Genomic DNA, 21,274 nt, shown 5'->3' with positions numbered 1-21,274 from the left:
TTACTGTAAAAATGACACTAACGACGTGCTTCAGTGCAAAAACTAAGCAGTCGGTTCATGAATGGCAGAAATATAATTACAAACTGCGCGGGTTTGGGTATTGATAGGGATACTCCTTACCAATGTACAGATGTGCTCCCTGCAGAGCCTTGCCTACTCAGACCTCCTTCATGATCCCTCATGAGTCGTATCCTAACCGCAACACCTAAAACACAACCAAATAACCGTATAGACGTCTAGCCGTAAAAATATCTATTGACTTGTCGCTCGACTATAAATAGCATCAAATTCTAGAACAAAGAACAAAAGCAACAATTATCACTACATTTTAACGATTATTTAACACGATTTTGTCCAGGATGGCTTATGATCGAAATTAGTCAGGTTAATAAAGAATTCAAACAAGGCGTGAAAACGATTCATGCTTTGCGTGATATTGACCTTCACATTCCAAAGGGCAGGATTTTCGGGGTTATCGGCGCATCTGGCGCAGGTAAAAGCACCCTGATTCGCATTGTTAACTTGTTGGAGCGCCCAACAAGTGGGAACGTGAACGTCGATGGCGTAGAACTCACCACCCTTTCAGCGTCAGAATTGACGCGTGAACGTCAGAAGATCGGCATGATCTTCCAACACTTCAACCTTCTTTCTTCTCGTACTGTGTTTGATAACGTGGCGTTGCCACTCGAGCTTGCAGGCAAAGAACACGCGCACATCCAAGCCAAAGTCACCGAATTACTGGAATTGGTTGGGCTTGATGACAAGCACACCAGCTACCCTGCCAATTTAAGTGGCGGACAAAAGCAACGGGTAGCCATTGCTCGCGCACTCGCCAGTGACCCAAAAGTTCTGCTTTGCGACGAGGCCACCAGTGCCCTGGATCCTGCGACCACACATTCGATTTTGAATCTGCTGCAAACCATCAATCAGAAGTTAGGATTAACCATTTTGTTGATCACCCATGAAATGGATGTGGTAAAGCGCATCTGTCATGAAGTGGCCATTATTGGCGACGGAAAGTTGGTGGAGAAAGGCACGGTTGGCGATATTTTCGCCCACCCTAAAACCGAACTGGCGCGTGACTTCATTCGTGCCACCTTGAACCTGTCGATTCCTCAAGATTACGCTGAGCGTCTTCAAACAGAAAACACAGGCACACTTCCCCCTTTGGTTCGCCTCGAATTTACAGGCACCAGTGTGGATGCCCCTCTCGTGAGCCAAGTTTCGCGCAAGTTCAACATTGATGTGAGCATTTTAAGTGCGGACATGGATTACGCCGGCGGCGTGAAATTCGGCCTCATGCTGGCAGAGTTTTTCGGCGACGCCTCAGACGTTACCCATGCTCTGGCGTATCTAAAAGAAAACAACGTCAACATCGAGGTGCTTGGTTATGTCGCTTAGTATTGCTGCCATTTCTGGCTGGTTCGCTGAAAACGAACGCCTTGTCAGTCTTTTGATTGATGCCCTTGGCCAAACCCTCACCATGGTGTTTGTTTCTGGCTTTGTTGGCTTTGTATTTGGTATCCCTTTAGGTGTGTTACTGCACCTTTCCAAACCACGCGGGTTGCTTGAGAACAAGCTACTCAACCGCAGCCTAGGTGCGGTAGTGAATATTGGCCGTTCGATTCCTTTCATCATTTTGCTGGTTGCCATCATTCCGTTTACTCGCCTTGTGGTAGGCAGTTCGATAGGCACAGCCGCGGCGATTGTGCCTTTGATTGTGGGTGCTATTCCTTTCATTGCTCGCCTTGTTGAAGGTGCGCTGATTGAAGTGCCATCGGGCTTGGTGGAAGCGGCGCAAGCCATGGGGGCTACCCCGCTGCAAATCATCCGTAAGGTTCTGTTACCAGAAGCCCTACCGGGCATCGTGAATGGCGCGACCATTACCTTGGTGACGCTGGTGAGCTATTCCGCCATGGCCGGCGCTGTAGGCGGTGGTGGCTTGGGCGATGTCGGTATTCGCTACGGGTACCAGCGCTTTGATGGCACCGTCATGATGATCACCATTGTCATGCTCGTCATTTTGGTTCAATTGATTCAGTCGGCGGGCGATTACTTCGTTAAACGCGTCGACCACAGATAAAACACAGCGACAAAAGAAAATACGATGACGCAGAAAGGCGAGATACCCACGCTTTCTGCGCCATAGAAAATAAAAAATGGAAATTTAAGCTCATAGGAGATGCGCAAATGACGTTCAATCTTAAAAAAATCGCGACAGTATTCGGTTTGGCTTCCGCTCTGGCATTAACGGGCTGTGGTGAAGAAAAAGCGGTCGACCTGACCAAAGTAAAAATTGGCGTTATGGCTGGTGCAGAAGAGCAAGTTGCCGAAATCGCTGTAAAAGTGGCGAAAGAAAAATACGGCCTAGACGTAGAGCTAATCACCTTTACAGATTACGTATCACCCAATGCTGCCTTGGAAGAAGGCTCCATTGATGCCAACGCTTTCCAGCACAAGCCGTACTTGGATCAGCAAATTTCTGACCGTGGCTACAAGTTCGAAATCGCAGGCAATACCTTGGTTTACCCAATTGCGGGTTACTCAAACACAGTGACCTCTGTTGATCAAATCCAAGATGGCGCACAAATCGCTGTGCCTAACGACCCAACAAACCTAGGCCGTTCTCTGCTTCTTCTTGAACAGCAAGGTCTTCTCACCCTAAAAGAGGGCGTTGGCCTTCAAGCAACCGTATTGGATATCGTCGGCAACCCGAAAAATTTGGACATTGTTGAGCTAGAAGCTGCGCAACTTCCACGTTCATTGGACGATGTAACGCTGGCGATCATTAACAACACTTACGCTGCAACCATTGGTCTTTCACAAGAAAAAGACGGCGTGTTTGTTGAAGACAAGAAATCACCTTACGTGAACCTGATTGTTGCGCGTACCGATAACGTGAATGCTGAAAACGTGAAACAGTTTGTCTCTGCTTATCAATCAGACGCTGTTTACACCGCTGCGGTAGATACCTTCCAAGGTGGTGTGGTGAAAGGCTGGTAATCCGCCCATAACCTGATTCCCCTTTTCCCCCCAACCCCAAAAGCCTGTGTAAAACACAGGCTTTTTCTTTTTGTGCATGTCATCATGCGCGATGTTTATTCAAAGGATAATTTTCAGGCGCATATGGATATTCTCGCCACGTTTGGTCTCTTTGTCGGTTCGCTGATCGCAAACACACTGGCGTCACTCGCAGGTGGCGGCGCAGGCTTACTGCAACTTCCCCTTCTTATTTTTCTCGGCCTCGCCTTTTCAGTCGCCCTCGCGACCCATAAAGTCGCCTCTGTCGCACTAGGCCTAGGGGCGGCGATTCGTCATTGTCGAAGCGGCAATCTCAGCCCCGTCTTAACCGTTTACGTCACGTTGGCAGGCGCTGCGGGTGTCATTGCTGGGGCGAACCTTATTCTTTTCATCCCCGGCCCAACGGCGGAAGGGTTACTCGGTGTTTTCATCATTTTATTGGGGCTGTATTCCCGTGCCCGAAAAACCTTGGGGCATGAAGCCAACCCTAAACATCGCGATACCTTAGGCATGGTGATCGGTTGTGTTGGTTTAAGTGTCATCGGCGTGCTGAATGGCTCGCTCACCGCAGGCACGGGGTTGTTCGTCACCCTCTTTTTGGTTCGATGGTTTGGACTGGATTACAAACAAGCGGTAGCGCTCACACTGGTCAGTGTTGGTTTGTTTTGGAATGGTTTAGGGGCAATCACCTTAGCGATTGCAGGTGCAGACATTTATTGGCCATGGATCCCAGCCCTTCTTGCAGGCTCGTTGCTAGGGGGATATTTCGGTGCCTACATGGCGGACAAATACAGCAACAAACTGATCAAAATCGCCTTCGAACTGCTGACCTTTGCCGTCGGCATTAAATTGCTCGTGGGCGTACTTTAAGGAAGAAGAATGAAAGCAAAAATTGCCATTTACTATTGTCGTCAATGCAACTGGATGTTGCGTTCAACGTGGATGAGTCAAGAGCTTCTAACGACATTCAGTGAAGAAATTGAAAGCCTGACTCTGCACCCCGACACAGGTGGGCGCTTTGAGGTGCATTGTAACGATGAAATGATCTGGGAAAGAAAACGTGACGGCGGCTTCCCCGATGCAAAACAGCTAAAGCAGCGGGTGCGCGACGTGATCGATCCGACGCGCGATCTCGGTCATGTTGATCGCTAACGGCTAGGGTCTGTTGACCTTTGGTGATGATTTTTGCAGCAGTTTGTGGCGGCTTTGTGCAAGGCTGAGGCTTCGATGTGTAGTTTGTCTACATGAGAAGCGGATAATACAGGGGAAAGTCGCCACAAACAGACTGAGCGCAATCAGTCTGCCAACATGCCAAACATAACAATGCTGTTGTAACTCACGATCCCTTTGATCTCGCCGTTTTCGACCACGGGTGCGCGGCTAATGCCAAAGCGCTCAAACAAACGCGCGCAGTATTTTACGTTCATGTCTGGTGATACGCCCAGTGCTGGCTTGGTCATGATTTCATACACATTCACGCGCTCTGGCGATTTATTCTGCGACAGCACTTTCTTGGCGATGTCGTTCATTAGCACCAAACCATACTCGTCATTCTCATCGCGCTTTTTCACGATCAGGCATTTAATTTCTTTGCTTCTGGCGATGCGAATGGCCTCGGCGACCGTTGTTAAACCATCGATAAGTGCGAAATCGTTTTTCATCACTTCTCTTACGCATTTGCTCTCTTTCATAGCTCGTCCTCAATCACAGTACTGAGTTCTTGTACTTGGTGTGCCACGCCAACAGCATCTTCCACGTCGAGCTGTACCGCGATCCCCTTCCCTGAACTGGCATCAAACTCCCCGACTTCATTAATGGTCTCGAGAATGCTGCGAGCAAGGTGTTCTTCAACCAAAAACAGGACAACATCGCGTTGAACATCCAGCGTCAGGCCAAAGAAGGTTTTCTTTTTTGTCAGCCCTTCACCGCGCGCATTATTGATGACCGTTGCCCCGGTTGCCCCCGCTTTCCGTGCCGCATCAAGCACAGCATCTGTTTTTGAATCTTCAATAAAAGCGACGATCAATTTAAACCGCATTAGGATTCCCTCGTTTCGTTACTGACACGTTGACGCCTAGCAACCCAATCCGTGATTTGGGCGTAACCCATAACGGTGATCATCGGAAAGAGACTGGCAAACGCAATTAACCCAAAACCATCAATCATGGGATTTCTCCCAGGTACCGTAGACGCAAGACCAAGACCAAGAGCTGTCACCAAAGGCACTGTCACCGTTGATGTTGTCACCCCTCCGGAGTCATAGGCCAGTGGCACAATAAACTTCGGTGCATAAAAGGTTTGGATCACCACCAGCACATAGCCAGCAATGATGTAGTAATGAATCGGGTCGCCTTCCACAATGCGATAGCAACCCAGTGAAATCCCAATGGATACGCCCAAAGCGACAGAAAAACGCAATCCATTCACGCTGATTGCACCACCTGACACTTGCGCCGCTTTAATGGCGACCGCAATCAACGACGGTTCCGCCACCGTGGTACTAAAGCCAATGGCAGCCGCGAAAATGTAAACCCAGTAATAATGCTGCCATTGCACTTGTGCAGGCATGATGCCGCCTTCCCCAAAAAGGAATTCAGGCGCAGTGAGCTGAATCGCCATGGACTCCCCTAGCGGGAACAACGCCATTTCTAGCCCCATCAGAAAGAGCGTTAAACCAAACAGCACATACGCAAAACCAAACACGATACGTTTTAAGTTCGCGATGGGCTGACGTAACACGGCAAATTGAAAACCAAACAAAATGCACACGATGGGAAACACATCGCGCACGGTCGAAAGAAAGGTATCAATGAAGGTAGGGATGAGGGATTGAAGCAAGGTCATATCGCCACCATTCCGTAAACCATGACGAAAATCATCGGAGAAAGTGAGGCAAACGCGATCAGGCCAAAACCATCCACCATGGGGTTTCGCCCTTTGATCACTGTGGCAAGGCCTACGCCAAGCGCCGTTACTAAAGGCACGGTGATGGTCGATGTGGTCACGCCACCAGAATCATAAGCGATACCGATGATGTAACGGGGCGCGATCATGGTCATCGCAACAACCAAGAGATAACCACCAATGATGATGCGATGAATCGGCCAACCTTTAAGGATACGCAGTACACCGAGCATGATGGCAAACCCCACAGACAGCGCGACCGTTATCCTCAGGCCATTGGCATAGCTGTCTTGCGCTTCCATCGCCATGGGGATCATGCCTCCTTCCGCAGCCACTTCTGCCGCTTCCGCTGCCACAGCCGTAAGCGCTGGCTCGGCGATGGTGGTGCCAAAACCGAGCAGGAACGCAAACACCATCAGCCAAAATACACTGCCTTTTCGAGCAAGTGCATGCGCCATGGATTCGCCAATAGGAAACAAACCCATTTCTAGGCCGAAGACAAAAAAGGTAAGCCCCATCACCACCAGCACAAGGCCAACAAGGATAGAAGCGAGGTCAGGCATGGGTTGTTGAAGCACAAACACTTGGAAGAAGCCGATCACCAAAATAATCGGGAGCAAGTCTTTAAAACTTCCCAACATAGCGGATAGCAATGCAGTGATTCCCTTCACACTCGCTCCATTTTGGTGTCGCTAAATTGTCTACAAACGTAACCAGATGTAACAAAATTATCCATACCACAATCTGAATAGGGTGATTGAGTTAGCAAGGTTTCGCTTAAAACCTGAACGAAAGACACGTCTGGAATGATCATTTAACCATTTGAATGCATACTCAATACAACAGCCCAGCGCAAAAGGTTAACAATGCACATTCTAATTACTGGTGGGACAGGTCTGATTGGCCGCACTTTGATCAGCAAACTCGGTGACCACGAAATCACCGTGCTGACGCGTTCGCCTCAAAAAGCGAAAAGCGTACTGCCTTCAACCGTTACCACCATTGCCGATCTCGATGAATTGACCGACTTCAATAACATCGACGCAGTGATTAATTTGGCAGGGGAACCGATCGTCGATAAACGTTGGTCAGATCAGCAAAAAGGCATTATTTGCTCAAGCCGATGGGGCATCACGGAAAAAATTGTTAGTCGTATTTTAACGGCTGAGAATCCTCCGAAAACGCTGATCAGCGGTTCCGCGGTTGGCTATTACAGCGATCAAAAAGACACGGTCGTGGATGAATCTTTAGAGGTGGATGCCACGGATTTCGCCCATGCTGTGTGCGCAAACTGGGAAAAAATCGCCTTGCGCGCAAGACCCGCTAAAACGCGAGTTTGCTTGCTAAGAACGGGCATTGTCCTAAGCAAAGAAGGCGGTGCATTGAAGAAAATGTTACTGCCATATCAACTGGGATTAGGTGGCGCTATCGGCGATGGTAATCAGTACTTCCCTTGGATCCACATCGAAGACATGGCCAATGCCATCGTGCACCTTCTCGAAAAAAGTGAACACGAAGGGGCATTTAACCTCACAGCGCCGAACCCAGTAACGAATCGCGAGTTTAGCCAAAGTCTTGCGGCGTCTCTTGGGCGCCCACACATTCTTTTCACGCCTGCATTTGCCATCAAACTGATGTTGGGCGAAGCAGGACAGCTTTTGTTAGAGGGGCAACGAGCCATTCCAAAAGCGTTAGAAGAAGACGGGTTTGAATTTACCTACAAAGAAATCCGCCCAGCACTCGACAGTTTGCTTCGCCAATAAGCGCCTTCCCTCGATGAGGTGTTAGATCGGCCAATAAAAACAAAAAGGCACGCTAATGCGTGCCTTTGTCGTTTCAATGCTAGTGAGAGTTTAACGTTTCAATGGCTCAAGCAAGCCACGCAGCATCCACGCGACCGTCATAAACACCAAGCCAACCGCAATCATAGGCAGACTCAACCACACCTCAGGGTGCAAACGAACAGGCAGCTCAACGCCCCACTTAAGCAATGCAGCCATCGCAAGTTCTGCCCCGCCCACAGCCATGCAACCTGACACCAAGGCCATGATGCCGTATTCCGCCCAAAGCGTGGTGTTGATGCGTTTTTTGCTCGCGCCCAAGGTGCGATAGAGCATGATTTCTCGCTGCCTTTCCGAGAGCGTGATCCGCAGGAGCGTGAGCAGCAGCAACAGCCCGCTGACGACAGCAAGACCGGCTAGCACCGACAGCGATAAGCTCACTTGGCGCAACATCACTTGAATGCGCCCACTCATGGTACGCAAATCCAACAAGGTAATGGTTGGGTAATCACGTCCAAGCTGGTTAACGATGTCGCTCTGCTCGCTTTCAAGGCGGAAGCTCACCAGCCAGTTTGCAGGTAAACTCTCGACCAGTTTGGGGTCGAAAATGAAGTAGAAATTTGGCTTCATGTTGCGCCATTCCACATCGCGCACTGAGTTAATAGTGGCAATGAATTCTTGGCTGTTCACACTGAACGTCAGTTCATCGCCCATCCGCAACCCGAGTCGCTCCGCAATGCCACTTTCCACCGACACGCCGCCTTTCGTTGGCCATGTGCCTTCAAGCAATGCGTTATGTGTAGGCAGTTCATCACGCCATGTGAAATTCAACTCGCGGCGAAGGGCTTCATCACGCTCCTCGCGATTCGGTTCCATATCCGCATAACGATTGCCATTGTTTGCCACCAAGCGCCCTCGAATGATCGGATACGCTTCAGAGCGTTCAAGGTTGTTGGCATCCAAACGCCCAACGTAATCGTCTAGTTCAGATTTCGCGATGTTCAACGCAAACACATTGGGTGCATCCGGCGGCAACGTTTGCTGCCAATCTTCCAGCAAATCGGTACGCAGCAACCAGATGATCGACAGCAACATGAACGAAGTGGCCAGCGCACCAAGCTGCGCACCACTCGACGCGGGGTTACGGGTAATGCGGCTCAAGGCCAATTTGAACGCAGGTTGGGTGACACGCTTTTGTGCAAAACGCAGCACCATCACGCCAATGGCAGCAAGTAAGCTCAACATCACCACCAGCGCTGCCAACACTAGCCACAGCAAGCGGTTGTCATAAGACCAAGCCACCAACGCAAAAATAGGCACGGAAGCGAGCAACCAACTCCAAGGGCTCTTTCTTGCTTTCACTGCCCCTTGCGATTGCAACACACTCAATGCGGGTGCGTCGATCAAGCGAATGAGCGGAATGCCCAGTGCAGGCAAGGCCACCAGCAAGGCGACCAATGGCCCTAAGAACCAAGGCAACAAACCATAACTTGGTAGCGGCGATGGCAACACATCGGCCAACGGTAAGCGAAGCAGGTATTCCAACGCAGCACCAAACGACAGCCCCAATACGGTTGCCATCAGCATTAACATGACGAGTTGTCGGCCAAGCCAACGTCTTACCCAGCTTCGTTGCGCCCCAAGGCTTTTCACCATAGCAAGGGTTTGGGTGCGGCTATCCACATAATGCTGACAGGTGAGCAGCAAGGTCGCGGCTGCCATAATGATCACAAGAACAACCGTGAGCGACAAATACCCGCGACTGCGATCCAGCATGTCACCGGTGCGATCCCCGGTATTTTCATCAATCCAACGTTGCCCCTCAGCCACCGAATACACCGCTTTTACCGCATCAAGTTCGCTGTTGTCGCCACTGAAGAAATAACGGTAGTTAACACGGCTTCCCGGGCGTACTACCCCTGCCGCAGCAACATCGCTTTGGTGCATCATGGCAGCAGGCATTTGGCTAAATGGGTTAAACGAGAGTTCTGGCTCAGAGACGATCAAGCCTGACACTTGCAGGCTGACATCCCCCACGTCCACGCTGTCACCCACTTGGACATCCAGTAAGGTAAACAAACGCTCTTCTAGCCAAAGTTCGCCAGGTTTCACGCTGTCGTGCATGGCAGAATCGGCTTGCAACTCAAGGTTTCCACGCAGCGGATAGTTACTTTCAACCGCCTTCACGCTGATGAGCTGCATGTTGTCTTGGCTAAACGCCATGGTGCCAAATCGGGTTTGATCTGACACTTCGACATCTAAGGTTTCGAAGTTTGCGAGGGTTTGATCAGTGAGAGGCTGATTACTTCTCAGCACCAAATCGGCAGCCAACATCGATCGGCCTTGCTGAGTTAACACAGATTCAATGCGCCCTGCCAATGCTGATAAGGCAAACACACACGCGATGATCAGCGCTAACGCAGCAACAACGGGCCAGAGCTGGCCATGAAATAATTCACGCCACGCCCAGCGCCACACTAAGGTGCCTTTCTTTTTATTCCGAGATTCGCTCATGCAACCCCCGCCAGCTCACCCGCGTTGATGTGTAAAGTGCGCGTGCAGCGATCCGCCAATGCAGGATCATGCGTAACAAGAATCAGCGTCGTCCCGTGATCGCGGTTAAGCGAGAAAAGTAAATCGATCACCGTCGCCGCGGTATGTTGGTCAAGGTTGCCAGTCGGTTCATCAGCAAACAGCACGCGAGGGCGCGTCATGAACGCACGCGCAATGGCAACGCGTTGTTGCTCACCGCCTGAAAGTTGAGAAGGGAGGTGTGTTTCACGCCCTTTTAAGCCCACAGAGGCAAGCAATTCGAGTGCACGGTCTTCGTCTTCGTCATCGCCGCGAATGGTGCAAGGGAGCATGACGTTTTCGAGCGCATTCAATGAAGGAACAAGCAGGAAGCTTTGGAAAACAAACCCAATGGATTCGGCGCGAAGTGCGGCGCGTCCATCATCATCCAGTTGACTAAGCGGCTTACCGAGAAGCTCGATTTCTCCGGTGCTTGGAGTATCTAATCCAGCCAACAATGTCATTAAGGTAGATTTACCTGCACCAGAAACCCCAACCAAAGCAATACTTTCACCCTGCTCGACCTGAAGGGAAACATCCTGCAGAATGGTCAGAGTCTGTGCATTCGTTGTCACTGTTTTCGTGACGTTATTCGCCCTGATCACTGGAGTTGTCATGATTCGCATCCTTTCTTTTTGTCTTTTGATTATCAGTCAAAGCGCCGTCGGACAGACATTGCTTGTACTTGGAGATAGCTTGAGTGCTGGCTATCAAATGGCGATTGAAAAAAGTTGGCCTAGCCTTCTAGAGCCTCAATTGGTCGGCCAAGGCACGGTAACCAAAGTGGTCAATGCCAGTATTTCAGGCGACACCAGTGGCAACAGCCTTGACCGCCTTCCCGCCTTACTCGAACAGCATGATCCGGCGTGGGTGGTGATTGAACTTGGCGCGAATGACGGATTACGCGGGTTTCCGCCAAAGCAAATACGCGAGAACCTGACTGAATTGATCACTTTGAGCCAAGAAAGTGGCGCTAAAGTCATGCTCATGCAAATTCAAATCCCACCTAATTATGGTCAACGATACAGCAATGCTTTTGCAGATATCTATCCAGAGTTAAGTAAAGAAATGCAAATCCCACTTATTCCCTTCTTTATGGAGAAAGTCGTGATGACGGAAGGTTGGATGATGCAAGACGGCCTTCACCCTAAAGCCATTGCTCAACCGTGGATTGCTGATTTCATGCAAGAACACATTACGCCAAACCTGTAAAAACAAGGAAATACATAAGAATGAATAACACGGTTCTCATCACAGGATGTTCAACGGGTATTGGCTATGTGTGCGCCCATGCATTGGTAAAGGAAGGCTTTGATGTCATCGCGTCTTGCCGAAAAGACGAAGACGTTGCGCGTCTTCAACAAGAAGGTTTGCACTGCATAAAACTCGATCTTGCTGACACCGGCAGCATTCTCGCGGCGGTTGAAACCGTCAAGGCACACACTGGCGGAAAACTGTATGGGTTATTCAATAACGGGGCGTATGGACAGCCCGGCGCATTGGAGGATCTTCCGACGGATGCCCTGCGCGAGCAATTTGAAGCCAACTTCTTCGGCTGGCACACACTCACACAAGCAGTGATCCCAATGATGCGTGCTAACGGCAAAGGAAGGATCATTCAAAACAGTTCTGTGCTTGGCATCATCGCGTTGAAATTTCGCGGCGCATACAACGCCAGCAAATTTGCGATTGAAGGCTGGACAGACACCATCCGACTTGAGCTTGCTGATACGCCCATTCAAATCAGTTTGATCGAGCCTGGCCCTATCGAAAGTCGCTTTCGCGCAAATGCCCTCGCGGCATTTCATCGCGCGATAAACATTGATACAAGTCGCTTCACCAACGCCTATCTATCGCAAAAAGACCGCCTTGAAAGCGAACATTCAACCAACAAGTACACCTTACCGGCTGAGGCGATCGTGCCTCCACTGCTTCACGCACTGACGGCTGCAACACCTAAAATTCGTTATCGCGTCACCAAACCCACGCAATACATGGCGCTCTGTAAAAGGCTACTTCCATCGAGAATGCTCGACAAGATCTTGGCGAAAGGTGGTTGATGCTAGTTAGATCGCAAAAATAAATCGGAAGATCATGACTTCACCGTCACATTCTTGTCATAAATGCTGGGTAACATAGCTCCTGTACCGTGAAACACCTGCCCCCTACAACCAAATTAATGTGATGAGTGTCGGATCAGGCCGTGAACGGGGACCACAAAAAATTATAAATCCCCCAAAGGAGCCGGGCTATGTCCCTAAGTCAATTGAACTGGCTCTGTTTGAGTGTGACGCTGGCGGTTTTGCTTGTTTTCTAAGTCAGCGAACTATTCGACAAGCGCCAAAGAGAAGGCCACTGTGATAACGGTGGCCTTTTTCGATCTTGCGTGATGCGTCATCAATTCAGGTGATTCCCTCAAACTTTGTTATCTAGGCATAAATTCACGGGTTAATGCCTTGAATTTTCAACGCTGCCGCCCCACCTTTACAGCATTACTTAAATGATCAGGCCAATCCATGCACCCGAACTACATTGTTGAACTTACCGAGCAGAACTTTCAGCAAGTGTTGGAAGCCTCAGCCTCCGCACCTGTACTGATCCACTTTTGGGCACAGATGAGCCCAGAAAGCACTGAAATAACGCCTGTTCTAGAAAAACTGGCTCATGAATACGGCGGCGCATTCACCCTTGCCCTGCTTGATTGTGAACAGCAACAAATGCTTGCGTCTCAATTTGGCGTGCGCGCATTGCCAACCATCGCATTGTTTAGCAACGGGCAACCGGTTGATGGCCTGGGTGGCCCTCAGACAGAACAAAGCGTTCGCGAGATGCTAACCCGTCACTTGCCTAGCCAAGAAGAAATGGCCTTCAAACAAGCACAAGCCTTGATTGCCAACGAGCAATACACAGAAGCACAGGCCGTGCTAAAGCCACTTGAGACTGTTCTCGGTGAAGCTGGCTTGTTTAAGCTAGCCATGGCGGAATGCTATGTGGGAACACAGCAATATGACGCTGCTGAAGCCTTGCTTGCAACGGTACTCATGCAAGATCAAGACGCGCAATACAAAGCGCTGATTGCAAAAGTAGAGCTGCACAAACAAGCCGCGGATACCCCAGAGATCCGTGAGTTGCAGAAAGCCTACGATGCAGACCCAACCAATACATCGTTAGCGTTTGAGCTGGCGATTCAATTGAGCCAAGTGAACAAACAAGAAGAAGCACTAGAGCTTTTGATTGGTCTACTGCGTAAAGATTTAAATACCGAAGACGGCGAAGCGAAGAAGACCATGATGGATATTCTCGCGGCACTCGGTCAAGGAAACGAAGTGGCTGCGCGTTACCGTCGTCAGCTTTATTCTCTTCTGTACTGATCAAAACAGAATATCGATAAAACGAAGGCCGCGATTTTGCGGCCTTTTTTATTTCAAATGTTGTTCTTCGGTTGTTTCTTTAGCGGGTTTAATACACCACCATTTTCACGCCCTCAATGTCATTGACCTGTGGTGTGCCTTTCAGGTGGTGACCAAAGTAACTCAGCAATAATTGATTCGATGATTGGTGCATCACATCTGCATCGATCGAACCGGTGAGCCCAAGGAACTCGCCGACAGGCAAATGGTTAAGATCGGAAAAATTCAGGTGGGCAGCACCGACAAAAAGCACTTCACAACTTCCTGACACAGCCTTCGTCTCAAACAGCGTCTGATTAATCCACGCCATGCTTTCATCAGAGGGTGGCTCTGCGACATCACCATAGGCCACACAAAGTGGCACCTTCATCGTATCTTGCAAGGAGTGTGTATACACGTAGCTGTCCAAGCTCATCGCCGCTTTTATGTTGGGTTCACTAAAGGCGAGATCCGCGGCAACACTGCCACCAAAAGAATGCCCGAATACCCCCACGGATTCAGTATCCAAATGCCCTTTTAATGGCGTTGAAATTGCACCAAGGTTAACGCGTGTCAGCGCGCGGATGACACGCCGATTGTTTTCAGACCATTCATCAACATAAGCAGGAATATTCCGAAAAAGCCCTTCTTCGAGAGGAGACGTTGCATCTATCCAGTCATTGATTGTCGAGCTCGATCGCATCGATACAGCGGCGCGATCCATTGCAGCAATTCTCTGAGGGGCATACTCAGGTTCGAGAGGTATTGACTGGAAAACCAGATCGCCATTTTGACGCTTCGTTACCACGCTATGACCGGGATGACTGAGTGAAAGAACAATGTATCCATGACTCGCCAACTCTTCCATTTGAGTGAGGTTTTGATAGGCGTGTGAACTGAATCCGTGGTTAAACAATAAAACCGGATGACGACCCGAAATGACTTTGGCGTCGATGCTTGCAAAGGAAGGACGCTCGTCTTTCAACCATGACGCAGGGATCTTTTGCTTTTCACTGATTGCCTCGGCGATATAAGCGGCCATGTATGGCAGGAAGTGACGACTCACGGAAGGTTGTGCTGGGTACCACGCTGTCACGACGACCCATTTATTGCCTTCTGTCACCTCAAATTCAGTGACACCAACAGTGTGGACGCCTGTTGGTGCAGGTTTATCTGGCTGCGGAATTAAAAAAAGTGCGGTAACGAGAAGAGCAAGAAGAGATAAAAAGGCGTAGCCAATATATTTTAAGAATTTCATTACGTACCTGTTTGAATATGACGTTCCATTCATATTCTCACCAACACGTAGAATGGTTAACCCCAGAAATGCCTAAAAATAAATACAAACATGTTATTCCAACAAATACATCACATCGCCAAACGAAGGTTATTATTCCGGTTTTGACTCGTCATCAGATGAAGACAGCGCATCAATAATGGGACAGCAAGCACCATTATCGCCAGGGCACGCACTGGCCAACGTTTTCAAGCTCATTTTCATGGCTTGAAGCTCTTTGATTTTCTCATCAATTTCGTCAATTTTTTCCAATGCCTTTTGCTTTACGTCAGCACTTCTTCGATTTGGATTTCTCGACAAATCGAGCAGTGCTTGGCATTCATCGAGGCTAAATCCCACCAATCGAGAACGGCGAATCATTTGCAGTTCATTCACCTGACGCTCATTGTAATCACGATAGCCATTTTCACTGCGTGACGGTTCGCTGATCACACCCTTTTGCTCATAAAAGCGAATGGTTTTGGCGTTTAAGCCCGTAATGCGGGACACCTCATTAATCTTCATCGCTCACTCCTGCTGACTCAATATCACAGCGTTAACACCGCGCTTGACCTTACATCTACTGGAAGGTTTATGCTTTGCATTATGAACAGAAGACCTGCTTGATCGCAAGCAAGGCATGCTTAACATAGGTACCTCTCATGGCTGATCTAGACACTGTTGTCACATCGACGGCGGCATCAGACACATCGGTAATCACGCTCCCCCTTTCTGGATTGAACTGCATGGGGTGTGCACGAAAAGTAAAAAGTGCAGTAGAAGCCATTGAAGGTGTCACTGATGTTGATGCTGACACGCACTCACTGACAGTGAATGGTGACGCACCACTTAACTCGATTGTAGACGCCGTAAATGCACTGGGTTATCAGGCGGGTAACATCGTGACTGTGCCGCTTGCTGGGCTGAGCTGTGGAAAATGTGTCGCGAAGCTCACGAGCGCGTTTGAGTCGAACTCACATGTATTCTCTCAAGACGTCAGCAAAACGGAAGCCAGCATTACTGGATTGCTTGATAAAAACGCTGTGATTCAGATTGTCGAAGCGACGGGTTATCACGTTCCAGCGCCTTTAGAAGCTGAATGCGTGTTACCTGATGAAACCGAACGGGAACCTCGTGTAGAAACCAAGGTTGATCCCGAGAAAAAGACCAATAACGCTGCTCACACTCAGCAACTCATTCTTTCAGGCATGAGCTGTGCGAGCTGCGTTTCATCCATAGAAAAAGCAGTCAGTGCTGTTGCGGGCGTCAACACCGTCAACGTAAATTTGGCGGAGCGCACTGCACTCGTCTCAGGCGATGTGGATCCGAGCCTCTTGATCACCGCAATTGAACAAGCAGGTTACGGCGCAGAACTCAGCGAAGATGAAGCGACACGTCGAGAACGTCAAGCTGTGCTTCATACCGCGCAATTTGCTGAACATAAACGCAATACATGGCTTGCCCTAGGCTTAGGTGCACCGCTGATGCTGTGGGGCATGCTCGGCGGCACCATGAGTGTCGAAAGCACCGCCAGCCAAATAGGCTGGGGCCTCATTGCCGTCGTCACCTTGCTGTTGCTTTGCACTGCGGGTAAACACTTCTTCGTGAATGCGTTCAAAGCAGCACGCCATCATCGCGCCAGCATGGACACGCTTGTCGCTTTGGGAACAGGGTCTGCATGGCTTTATTCCACAGCGGTTGTCCTCGCGCCTGCGCTTTTCCCAGAGCAAGCCCGCCACGTGTACTACGAAGCGACAGCCATGATTCTCGGCCTCGTAACACTAGGACATGCGCTAGAAGCCAAAGCGCGCGCATCCACGTCCAAAGCATTGGATCGCTTACTCGACCTTCAACCTGCCACCGCCATCATTGTAGAAAATGGTCAAGAGCGCGAAGTGGCCTTGGCCGATGTTCAAGCTGGCATGACGTTGCGTGTTAAACCGGGCAACAAGATTGCCGTTGATGGCATTGTTGAAGACGGTGAAACCTTTGTTGATGAATCCATGCTGACGGGCGAACCGCTGGCGGTGCGTAAAACACGCGGTGACACCTTGCATGCGGGCACCATCAACCAAAATGGCAGCTTGTTGTTTAAAGCAACAGGCATCGGCAGCGATACCATGTTGTCACGCATCATCCAATTGGTGCGTCAGGCACAAAGCAGTAAACCTGCCCTGGCGAGAATGGCAGATACCGTTTCCGCCATTTTCGTCCCGACCGTCATGATCATCGCTATTTTAACGGCGCTAGGCTGGTACAACTTTGGCCCAAACCCAAAACTGAGCTTCATGCTTGTTACCGCCACCACGGTGCTGATTATCGCCTGCCCTTGCGCACTGGGATTAGCAACGCCAATGTCTGTCACCACAGGCGTTGGCCGAGCCGCAGAATTAGGCGTACTGATTCGTGATGCAGAGGCCCTTCAACATGCGTCACGTATCGATACCGTTGTGCTCGACAAAACAGGCACGCTCACCGAAGGCAAGCCGCAGGTGACGTCTATCCTCGCCATGCACGGAACGGATGATGATTTGCTGCGCATTGCCGCCAGTCTTGAACAAGGCTCTGAGCATCCACTTGCCAAGGCCGTGATTGATGCTGCTAATGATCGCGCACTCTCTCTTGAGGCCGTTAGCCAATTTGAAGGCATTCCGGGGAAAGGGCTAAAAGCCATCATTGACGGTCACACATATTTGCTCGGCAATGCACGCTTACTAGAAGAGAACCATATCGATCTCTCAGCACATGCGAATGCCGCCAAAAGCGTCGCCATGCAAGGTGAAACGGCGGTCTACCTCGCCACCGACGCTCAATTGCTTGGCATCATCGGCATTAGCGATCCACTGCGTCATGATTCCAAAGCCGCTGTTACTCGCTTAAATGCGCTCGGATACAACGTCGTAATGCTCACGGGTGACCACCCAGATACCGCAAATGCTATTGCGGCATTAGCGGGAATTGACGACGTGGTAGCAGGTGTCCTTCCTGACGGGAAAGCCGATGAAATTGCGCGTCTTCAATCTCAAGGACGTCGTGTTGCCATGATTGGTGACGGCATTAACGATGCACCGGCGTTAGCAAAGGCTGAAGTAGGCATTGCGATTGGTAGCGGTAGCGACGTGGCCATAGAAAGCGCGCAAATGACGCTAATGCGCCACTCGATTGATGCTGCAACGGATGGTCTTTTACTTTCCAAAGCGACGCTAAGAAACATGAAGGAAAACCTGTTTGGTGCATTTGTTTACAATTCACTGGGTATTCCCATTGCAGCAGGTGTGTTATATCCCCTCACCGGCACGTTACTGAGTCCCGTGGTCGCGGGGGCAGCCATGGCCTTGTCTTCCATCACGGTAGTGATGAACGCCAATAGACTGCGTTGGTTTACACCCAAACGAGGTGACGCATGATCATTAACATTATGGGCATAGGTCTGATTGGACTGATCATCTGGTGGTTTTGGCTAGCAGACAAAAAAGATACCCAATAGTAAATAACGCTTTCGTGGTGGCAGTCGCTTCAAATGCGGCTGTGCCACCCAGCGATAAAAACGTGGCAGACGGCGCACAACACTCGCTGCACTGCTGCAATAAAGGTCTCGACGCATTGAGGAGAAAACAATGAAAAACCTGCCGAAGTTCGCCGCATTATCCCTAGTTCTGCTTTCAACAAGCACACTGGCTGCAACAGGTACAACTTATAAATCCCCATACTGCGGCTGTTGTAAAGAGTGGGTAAAACACATGGAAGACAATGGCTTCGACATGATTTCTGAAGATCACGTCAACATGAATCCGATTAAAGAAAAATTCGGCATCAAGCCTCAATTGGCGTCTTGCCACACAACCGTTATTGATGGGTATGTTTTCGAAGGCCACATTCCTGCAAGCGACGTAAAAAGCTTCTTAGAGAAGAAACCTAAACTGGCGGGCCTTGCCGTGCCTGGCATGCCGATGGGCTCTCCAGGTATGGAATACGGCAACCAGAAAGATGCATATAACGTTGTCGCCTTTTCTCATACAGGCATGACCATGGTGTATAACAAGCACAACTAAAGCTGACTTTTACACCCGTAGCCTCCATACTGAAAATCACGGTTATGGAGGCTTAATGAAACGTTTTTTCCCCGCATTATTTTCACTTTTCTTCGCGCAAGCAGTGACAGCCGAACCTTTGGTCTGGCAAGCACAAAAAGGTGACCTCACTTATACCCTCATGGGCTCAGTCCATGTCGGTAAGCCAGAGTTCTACCCACTTCCCGACATTATTGAATCTCGCTTTGTGGCAGCTGACGCCCTGATTGTTGAAGCTGATATCATCAACGATACCCAATTAAACATACCCAAAGGCAAGCCATCAGGTGATGTAATAACGTCAAAGCAGCGCGCTCAACTTGCTGAGATAGCAACAGAACTCGGCTATCAAGATTCCTTACTACTCAACATGCCGCCTTGGCAAACAGCGATGGTCTTGCAGATAGCGCAAACTAAGAAGCTGCAATTTCACCAAATGCTGGGCGTCGACTTACATTTTCTGTCTCGAACCGACAGTCTTAACCTTCCCGTCATCAGCCTAGAAACCGTGCAAGAACAAATAGATCTGCTCGCTAACGCCCGCGATGATGGTATTGAACTGCTCGACGACACCTTATTGCATTGGGAGTTATCGAAGAGTTTTCTGCCTTGTATGATTGAGGCGTGGCACCTTGGTGACAGCGAGAAAATGGCTACCATTGCCGATGATATGAGTGATACGAACGATTTCGAACGTAAGATTCTTGTCGATAGAAACTTAAACTGGATTGAAATGCTGACCGATTCAACGCAAATCCAGAACGGAGATTATGTGGTGATTGTGGGGGCGTTACATTTGCCGGGAGAAGAGGGGCTACTAACCTTATTGAAAAATAAAGGGTTCACTATCACGCAATTGAATCAAGGCCAAAAAGCGGGCTGCGTACTGCCTGAATTACCTTAGCGATAAAAAGGTCGGCGTTAGCTGCCGACCACCACTTTGGTCACAATCATTGATACGAAGAAAAGCAAAATAAACCAAATAATGAATGACTTGCGCATAGTACTGCCCTGTTGATGCTGGCTGATTCTTTAATGATGGGTATTTTACCGTAAAGTAGCGGCTGTGGTAGTGAACAAATCTCTTTCAGAGGATTACTCCCCCAAAAAAGATTTAGAACAGTACATCCAAACCAAAATTATCTCTCGGTTGCTAGATTACAAATACTTGTAAATATACCTACTCACTCAGCGAAAATGCTTTAAGACTTTGTAAGTAATAGAGGAGTTATCAAAGTCGATAACTTCTATCTGGGCACCTTTGTAATTTATCACACGAGATTTGCTCATATCATATTCGACATTGTTAGTGAAAGCATCACGAGCTTGGCTGTCTGAAAACTCTCTATAAGAAATATTGATCTTGTCTCCAAATGAACCGTTGTAAATTAGTCGCTGCTGGAAAGATCCGTTGCTTTCCACCGTTTTATTTTTTACTGCGTAAATTCCTTGCTCATAACAGGACGCATTTTTTACGAAAACAGTTGAAACGCACAACCCTTTTTTCTCATCAGGCGACAGCGCAAAAGGAGGATCTACAAATACGCCTGGTTGGACGTACCCTCCATTTTGAGAGTAAATTGAAAAATATTGACGACCATTTTTCTCAGTTCCCAGTAGTGGATAATCACCAGCCCCAATGTTGTAACTAACACCATCCATTAGATGTTCAACTACTAAGTACGGAGAAGTCGCCCTAACTCCTTGGTTAATCATGTACTCACCGACATAAGACTGGACCTGAGTTCCTTGCTTAGGAACTTGATAGCTCTCTACATGAGGGACTGCATTCATTGGGATACTTGATGAGCACCCGGCCAAGGAAATTGAAAAAAACACACTTAGAAGTAATTTCAGTTTCATTTATACATTCGTAGTTAATGATTAATAGTTCGCGCAAATATGTAAGTAACTGACTTTAAAGTCAATGGGGAAAAGTCGAATAATTTCAGACTATTAGATAGAGAAATGAGCCAAATCAAATTCAAACAGAATTTGGAACACCTTGTATCTCTTACAGTCACGTAATTGGATACTGCACATACATTGAAAGTAAAAATAAGGCGATTTTTCATCATTTTAGATACGTAAAATTCTCCAGCATGTCTGCGAAGGCTTTCTAAAGTGATAAGTAGAGGGGGGGTTACGTGAGTTTTGGCTTCTACATGCTGTACGCATGACCTGCCAAATCTCTGAGATTTAAACGAAAAAAGCCTCGCATTTCTGCGAGGCCTTTTAAATATGGTCGGTGAAGAGGGATTC

The 21,274-nt window shown here is 48.9% G+C and carries 21 protein-coding genes; 12 read left to right on the top strand and 9 right to left on the bottom strand.

Features of this window, described 5'->3' with window-relative positions:
- The first annotated feature begins 366 nt into the window (after positions 1 to 366).
- The 5 genes from metN to BCT27_RS13945 all read left to right on the top strand — a co-directional run bounded on the left by metN (position 367) and on the right by BCT27_RS13945 (position 4,173).
- Positions 367 to 1,401, top strand: a complete 1,035-nt coding sequence (gene metN, locus BCT27_RS13965; protein ID WP_102396049.1) for a methionine ABC transporter ATP-binding protein MetN — start codon at positions 367 to 369, stop codon at positions 1,399 to 1,401.
- Entirely contained in the window at positions 1,391 to 2,083 is a 693-nt protein-coding gene (locus tag BCT27_RS13960; RefSeq protein ID WP_017017944.1) for a methionine ABC transporter permease, read from the top strand. Before metN ends, BCT27_RS13960 begins: the two co-directional genes overlap by 11 nt.
- A gap of 107 nt (positions 2,084 to 2,190) precedes the next feature.
- The gene (gene metQ / locus BCT27_RS13955) at positions 2,191 to 3,003 is read left to right on the top strand and encodes a methionine ABC transporter substrate-binding lipoprotein MetQ (RefSeq protein ID WP_102396048.1); all 813 of its coding nucleotides are present in this window, start codon (positions 2,191 to 2,193) and stop codon (positions 3,001 to 3,003) included.
- A 123-nt stretch (positions 3,004 to 3,126) separates the two neighbouring features.
- Complete coding sequence (locus BCT27_RS13950; RefSeq protein WP_102396047.1) at positions 3,127 to 3,891, top strand: sulfite exporter TauE/SafE family protein; 765 nt, start codon at positions 3,127 to 3,129, stop codon at positions 3,889 to 3,891.
- Between the two features lie 9 nt (positions 3,892 to 3,900).
- Entirely contained in the window at positions 3,901 to 4,173 is a 273-nt protein-coding gene (locus BCT27_RS13945; protein WP_017012669.1) for an Rdx family protein, read from the top strand.
- Positions 4,174 to 4,316: 143 nt separating this feature from the next.
- Here BCT27_RS13945 and BCT27_RS13940 read toward each other — a convergent pair whose 3' ends face one another.
- From BCT27_RS13940 to BCT27_RS13925, 4 genes are read right to left on the bottom strand one after another with little or no spacing between them, the layout of a single operon-like run.
- Entirely contained in the window at positions 4,317 to 4,712 is a 396-nt protein-coding gene (locus BCT27_RS13940) for a CBS domain-containing protein (protein ID WP_017008039.1), read from the bottom strand.
- On the bottom strand, positions 4,709 to 5,059 hold the full coding sequence (locus BCT27_RS13935) for a P-II family nitrogen regulator (protein WP_102319151.1): 351 nt from the start codon (positions 5,057 to 5,059) through the stop codon (positions 4,709 to 4,711). The genes BCT27_RS13940 and BCT27_RS13935 overlap by 4 nt, the downstream gene beginning before the upstream one ends.
- Entirely contained in the window at positions 5,059 to 5,865 is an 807-nt protein-coding gene (locus BCT27_RS13930) for a DUF1538 domain-containing protein (RefSeq protein ID WP_102319150.1), read from the bottom strand. Before BCT27_RS13930 ends, BCT27_RS13935 begins: the two co-directional genes overlap by 1 nt.
- Positions 5,862 to 6,596, bottom strand: coding sequence for a DUF1538 domain-containing protein (locus BCT27_RS13925; RefSeq protein WP_026024399.1), 735 nt, complete (start codon positions 6,594 to 6,596; stop codon positions 5,862 to 5,864). Before BCT27_RS13925 ends, BCT27_RS13930 begins: the two co-directional genes overlap by 4 nt.
- 195 nt (positions 6,597 to 6,791) lie before the next feature.
- Between BCT27_RS13925 and BCT27_RS13920 the strand changes: the two genes are divergently transcribed.
- Positions 6,792 to 7,688, top strand: coding sequence for a TIGR01777 family oxidoreductase (locus BCT27_RS13920; protein ID WP_102319149.1), 897 nt, complete (start codon positions 6,792 to 6,794; stop codon positions 7,686 to 7,688).
- A gap of 90 nt (positions 7,689 to 7,778) precedes the next feature.
- On the opposite strand, the gene BCT27_RS13915 is transcribed toward BCT27_RS13920, so the two are convergent.
- Positions 7,779 to 10,220, bottom strand: a complete 2,442-nt coding sequence (locus BCT27_RS13915) for an ABC transporter permease (protein ID WP_102396046.1) — start codon at positions 10,218 to 10,220, stop codon at positions 7,779 to 7,781.
- Complete coding sequence (locus BCT27_RS13910) at positions 10,217 to 10,894, bottom strand: ABC transporter ATP-binding protein (RefSeq protein ID WP_017008052.1); 678 nt, start codon at positions 10,892 to 10,894, stop codon at positions 10,217 to 10,219. Before BCT27_RS13910 ends, BCT27_RS13915 begins: the two co-directional genes overlap by 4 nt.
- Here BCT27_RS13910 and BCT27_RS13905 point away from each other — a divergent pair.
- The 3 genes from BCT27_RS13905 (at position 10,893) to BCT27_RS13895 (ending at position 13,648) form a co-directional block, all read left to right on the top strand.
- Positions 10,893 to 11,489, top strand: a complete 597-nt coding sequence (locus BCT27_RS13905; RefSeq protein WP_102389749.1) for an arylesterase — start codon at positions 10,893 to 10,895, stop codon at positions 11,487 to 11,489. The genes BCT27_RS13910 and BCT27_RS13905 overlap by 2 nt on opposite strands.
- 20 nt (positions 11,490 to 11,509) lie before the next feature.
- On the top strand, positions 11,510 to 12,337 hold the full coding sequence (locus BCT27_RS13900; protein ID WP_102396045.1) for an SDR family oxidoreductase: 828 nt from the start codon (positions 11,510 to 11,512) through the stop codon (positions 12,335 to 12,337).
- Positions 12,338 to 12,793: 456 nt separating this feature from the next.
- Positions 12,794 to 13,648 (top strand): thioredoxin family protein, encoded by an 855-nt coding sequence (locus BCT27_RS13895; protein WP_102389745.1) that lies wholly within the window; start codon positions 12,794 to 12,796, stop codon positions 13,646 to 13,648.
- 88 nt (positions 13,649 to 13,736) lie between these two features.
- On the opposite strand, the gene BCT27_RS13890 is transcribed toward BCT27_RS13895, so the two are convergent.
- Together BCT27_RS13890 and cueR are read right to left on the bottom strand one after the other, a co-directional pair.
- Positions 13,737 to 14,924 carry an alpha/beta hydrolase family protein gene (locus BCT27_RS13890; RefSeq protein ID WP_157939238.1) on the bottom strand — a complete coding sequence of 396 codons (1,188 nt, stop codon included), beginning with the start codon at positions 14,922 to 14,924 and terminating at the stop codon, positions 13,737 to 13,739.
- A gap of 132 nt (positions 14,925 to 15,056) precedes the next feature.
- Positions 15,057 to 15,467, bottom strand: coding sequence for a Cu(I)-responsive transcriptional regulator (gene cueR / locus BCT27_RS13885; RefSeq protein ID WP_102319142.1), 411 nt, complete (start codon positions 15,465 to 15,467; stop codon positions 15,057 to 15,059).
- Positions 15,468 to 15,688: 221 nt separating this feature from the next.
- Here cueR and BCT27_RS13875 point away from each other — a divergent pair, with 221 nt between their 5' ends.
- The 3 genes from BCT27_RS13875 to BCT27_RS13865 all read left to right on the top strand — a co-directional run bounded on the left by BCT27_RS13875 (position 15,689) and on the right by BCT27_RS13865 (position 19,916).
- Positions 15,689 to 18,349, top strand: coding sequence for a cation transporter (locus BCT27_RS13875; protein ID WP_422386138.1), 2,661 nt, complete (start codon positions 15,689 to 15,691; stop codon positions 18,347 to 18,349).
- A 210-nt stretch (positions 18,350 to 18,559) separates the two neighbouring features.
- On the top strand, positions 18,560 to 18,994 hold the full coding sequence (locus BCT27_RS13870; RefSeq protein ID WP_102319140.1) for a DUF411 domain-containing protein: 435 nt from the start codon (positions 18,560 to 18,562) through the stop codon (positions 18,992 to 18,994).
- A 55-nt stretch (positions 18,995 to 19,049) separates the two neighbouring features.
- Positions 19,050 to 19,916, top strand: a complete 867-nt coding sequence (locus BCT27_RS13865) for a TraB/GumN family protein (RefSeq protein WP_102396042.1) — start codon at positions 19,050 to 19,052, stop codon at positions 19,914 to 19,916.
- A 284-nt stretch (positions 19,917 to 20,200) separates the two neighbouring features.
- Here BCT27_RS13865 and BCT27_RS13860 read toward each other — a convergent pair whose 3' ends face one another.
- Entirely contained in the window at positions 20,201 to 20,875 is a 675-nt protein-coding gene (locus BCT27_RS13860; protein ID WP_102310492.1) for a hypothetical protein, read from the bottom strand.
- Between the last annotated feature and the right edge of the window lie 399 nt (positions 20,876 to 21,274).

Origin of the sequence: Enterovibrio norvegicus (genome assembly GCF_002876705.1) — a bacterium.
Lineage (GTDB): Bacteria > Pseudomonadota > Gammaproteobacteria > Enterobacterales > Vibrionaceae > Enterovibrio > Enterovibrio norvegicus_B.
The sequence above is the reverse complement of the archived record's forward strand: the minus strand, read 5'-3'. Positions and strand labels throughout refer to the sequence as shown.

What these genes read in the sequence shown, in the direction of transcription:
- metN (WP_102396049.1), top strand. Translation starts at nt 367, where the DNA reads ATGATCGAAATTAGTCAGGTTAATAAAGAATTCAAACAAGGCGTGAAA.
- BCT27_RS13960 (WP_017017944.1), top strand. Translation starts at nt 1,391, where the DNA reads ATGTCGCTTAGTATTGCTGCCATTTCTGGCTGGTTCGCTGAAAACGAA.
- metQ (WP_102396048.1), top strand. Translation starts at nt 2,191, where the DNA reads ATGACGTTCAATCTTAAAAAAATCGCGACAGTATTCGGTTTGGCTTCC.
- BCT27_RS13950 (WP_102396047.1), top strand. Translation starts at nt 3,127, where the DNA reads ATGGATATTCTCGCCACGTTTGGTCTCTTTGTCGGTTCGCTGATCGCA.
- BCT27_RS13945 (WP_017012669.1), top strand. Translation starts at nt 3,901, where the DNA reads ATGAAAGCAAAAATTGCCATTTACTATTGTCGTCAATGCAACTGGATG.
- BCT27_RS13940 (WP_017008039.1), bottom strand. Translation starts at nt 4,712, where the DNA reads ATGAAAGAGAGCAAATGCGTAAGAGAAGTGATGAAAAACGATTTCGCA.
- BCT27_RS13935 (WP_102319151.1), bottom strand. Translation starts at nt 5,059, where the DNA reads ATGCGGTTTAAATTGATCGTCGCTTTTATTGAAGATTCAAAAACAGAT.
- BCT27_RS13930 (WP_102319150.1), bottom strand. Translation starts at nt 5,865, where the DNA reads ATGACCTTGCTTCAATCCCTCATCCCTACCTTCATTGATACCTTTCTT.
- BCT27_RS13920 (WP_102319149.1), top strand. Translation starts at nt 6,792, where the DNA reads ATGCACATTCTAATTACTGGTGGGACAGGTCTGATTGGCCGCACTTTG.
- BCT27_RS13915 (WP_102396046.1), bottom strand. Translation starts at nt 10,220, where the DNA reads ATGAGCGAATCTCGGAATAAAAAGAAAGGCACCTTAGTGTGGCGCTGG.
- BCT27_RS13905 (WP_102389749.1), top strand. Translation starts at nt 10,893, where the DNA reads ATGATTCGCATCCTTTCTTTTTGTCTTTTGATTATCAGTCAAAGCGCC.
- BCT27_RS13910 (WP_017008052.1), bottom strand. Translation starts at nt 10,894, where the DNA reads ATGACAACTCCAGTGATCAGGGCGAATAACGTCACGAAAACAGTGACA.
- BCT27_RS13900 (WP_102396045.1), top strand. Translation starts at nt 11,510, where the DNA reads ATGAATAACACGGTTCTCATCACAGGATGTTCAACGGGTATTGGCTAT.
- BCT27_RS13895 (WP_102389745.1), top strand. Translation starts at nt 12,794, where the DNA reads ATGCACCCGAACTACATTGTTGAACTTACCGAGCAGAACTTTCAGCAA.
- BCT27_RS13890 (WP_157939238.1), bottom strand. Translation starts at nt 14,924, where the DNA reads ATGAAATTCTTAAAATATATTGGCTACGCCTTTTTATCTCTTCTTGCT.
- cueR (WP_102319142.1), bottom strand. Translation starts at nt 15,467, where the DNA reads ATGAAGATTAATGAGGTGTCCCGCATTACGGGCTTAAACGCCAAAACC.
- BCT27_RS13875 (WP_422386138.1), top strand. Translation starts at nt 15,689, where the DNA reads ATGGGGTGTGCACGAAAAGTAAAAAGTGCAGTAGAAGCCATTGAAGGT.
- BCT27_RS13870 (WP_102319140.1), top strand. Translation starts at nt 18,560, where the DNA reads ATGAAAAACCTGCCGAAGTTCGCCGCATTATCCCTAGTTCTGCTTTCA.
- BCT27_RS13865 (WP_102396042.1), top strand. Translation starts at nt 19,050, where the DNA reads ATGAAACGTTTTTTCCCCGCATTATTTTCACTTTTCTTCGCGCAAGCA.
- BCT27_RS13860 (WP_102310492.1), bottom strand. Translation starts at nt 20,875, where the DNA reads ATGAAACTGAAATTACTTCTAAGTGTGTTTTTTTCAATTTCCTTGGCC.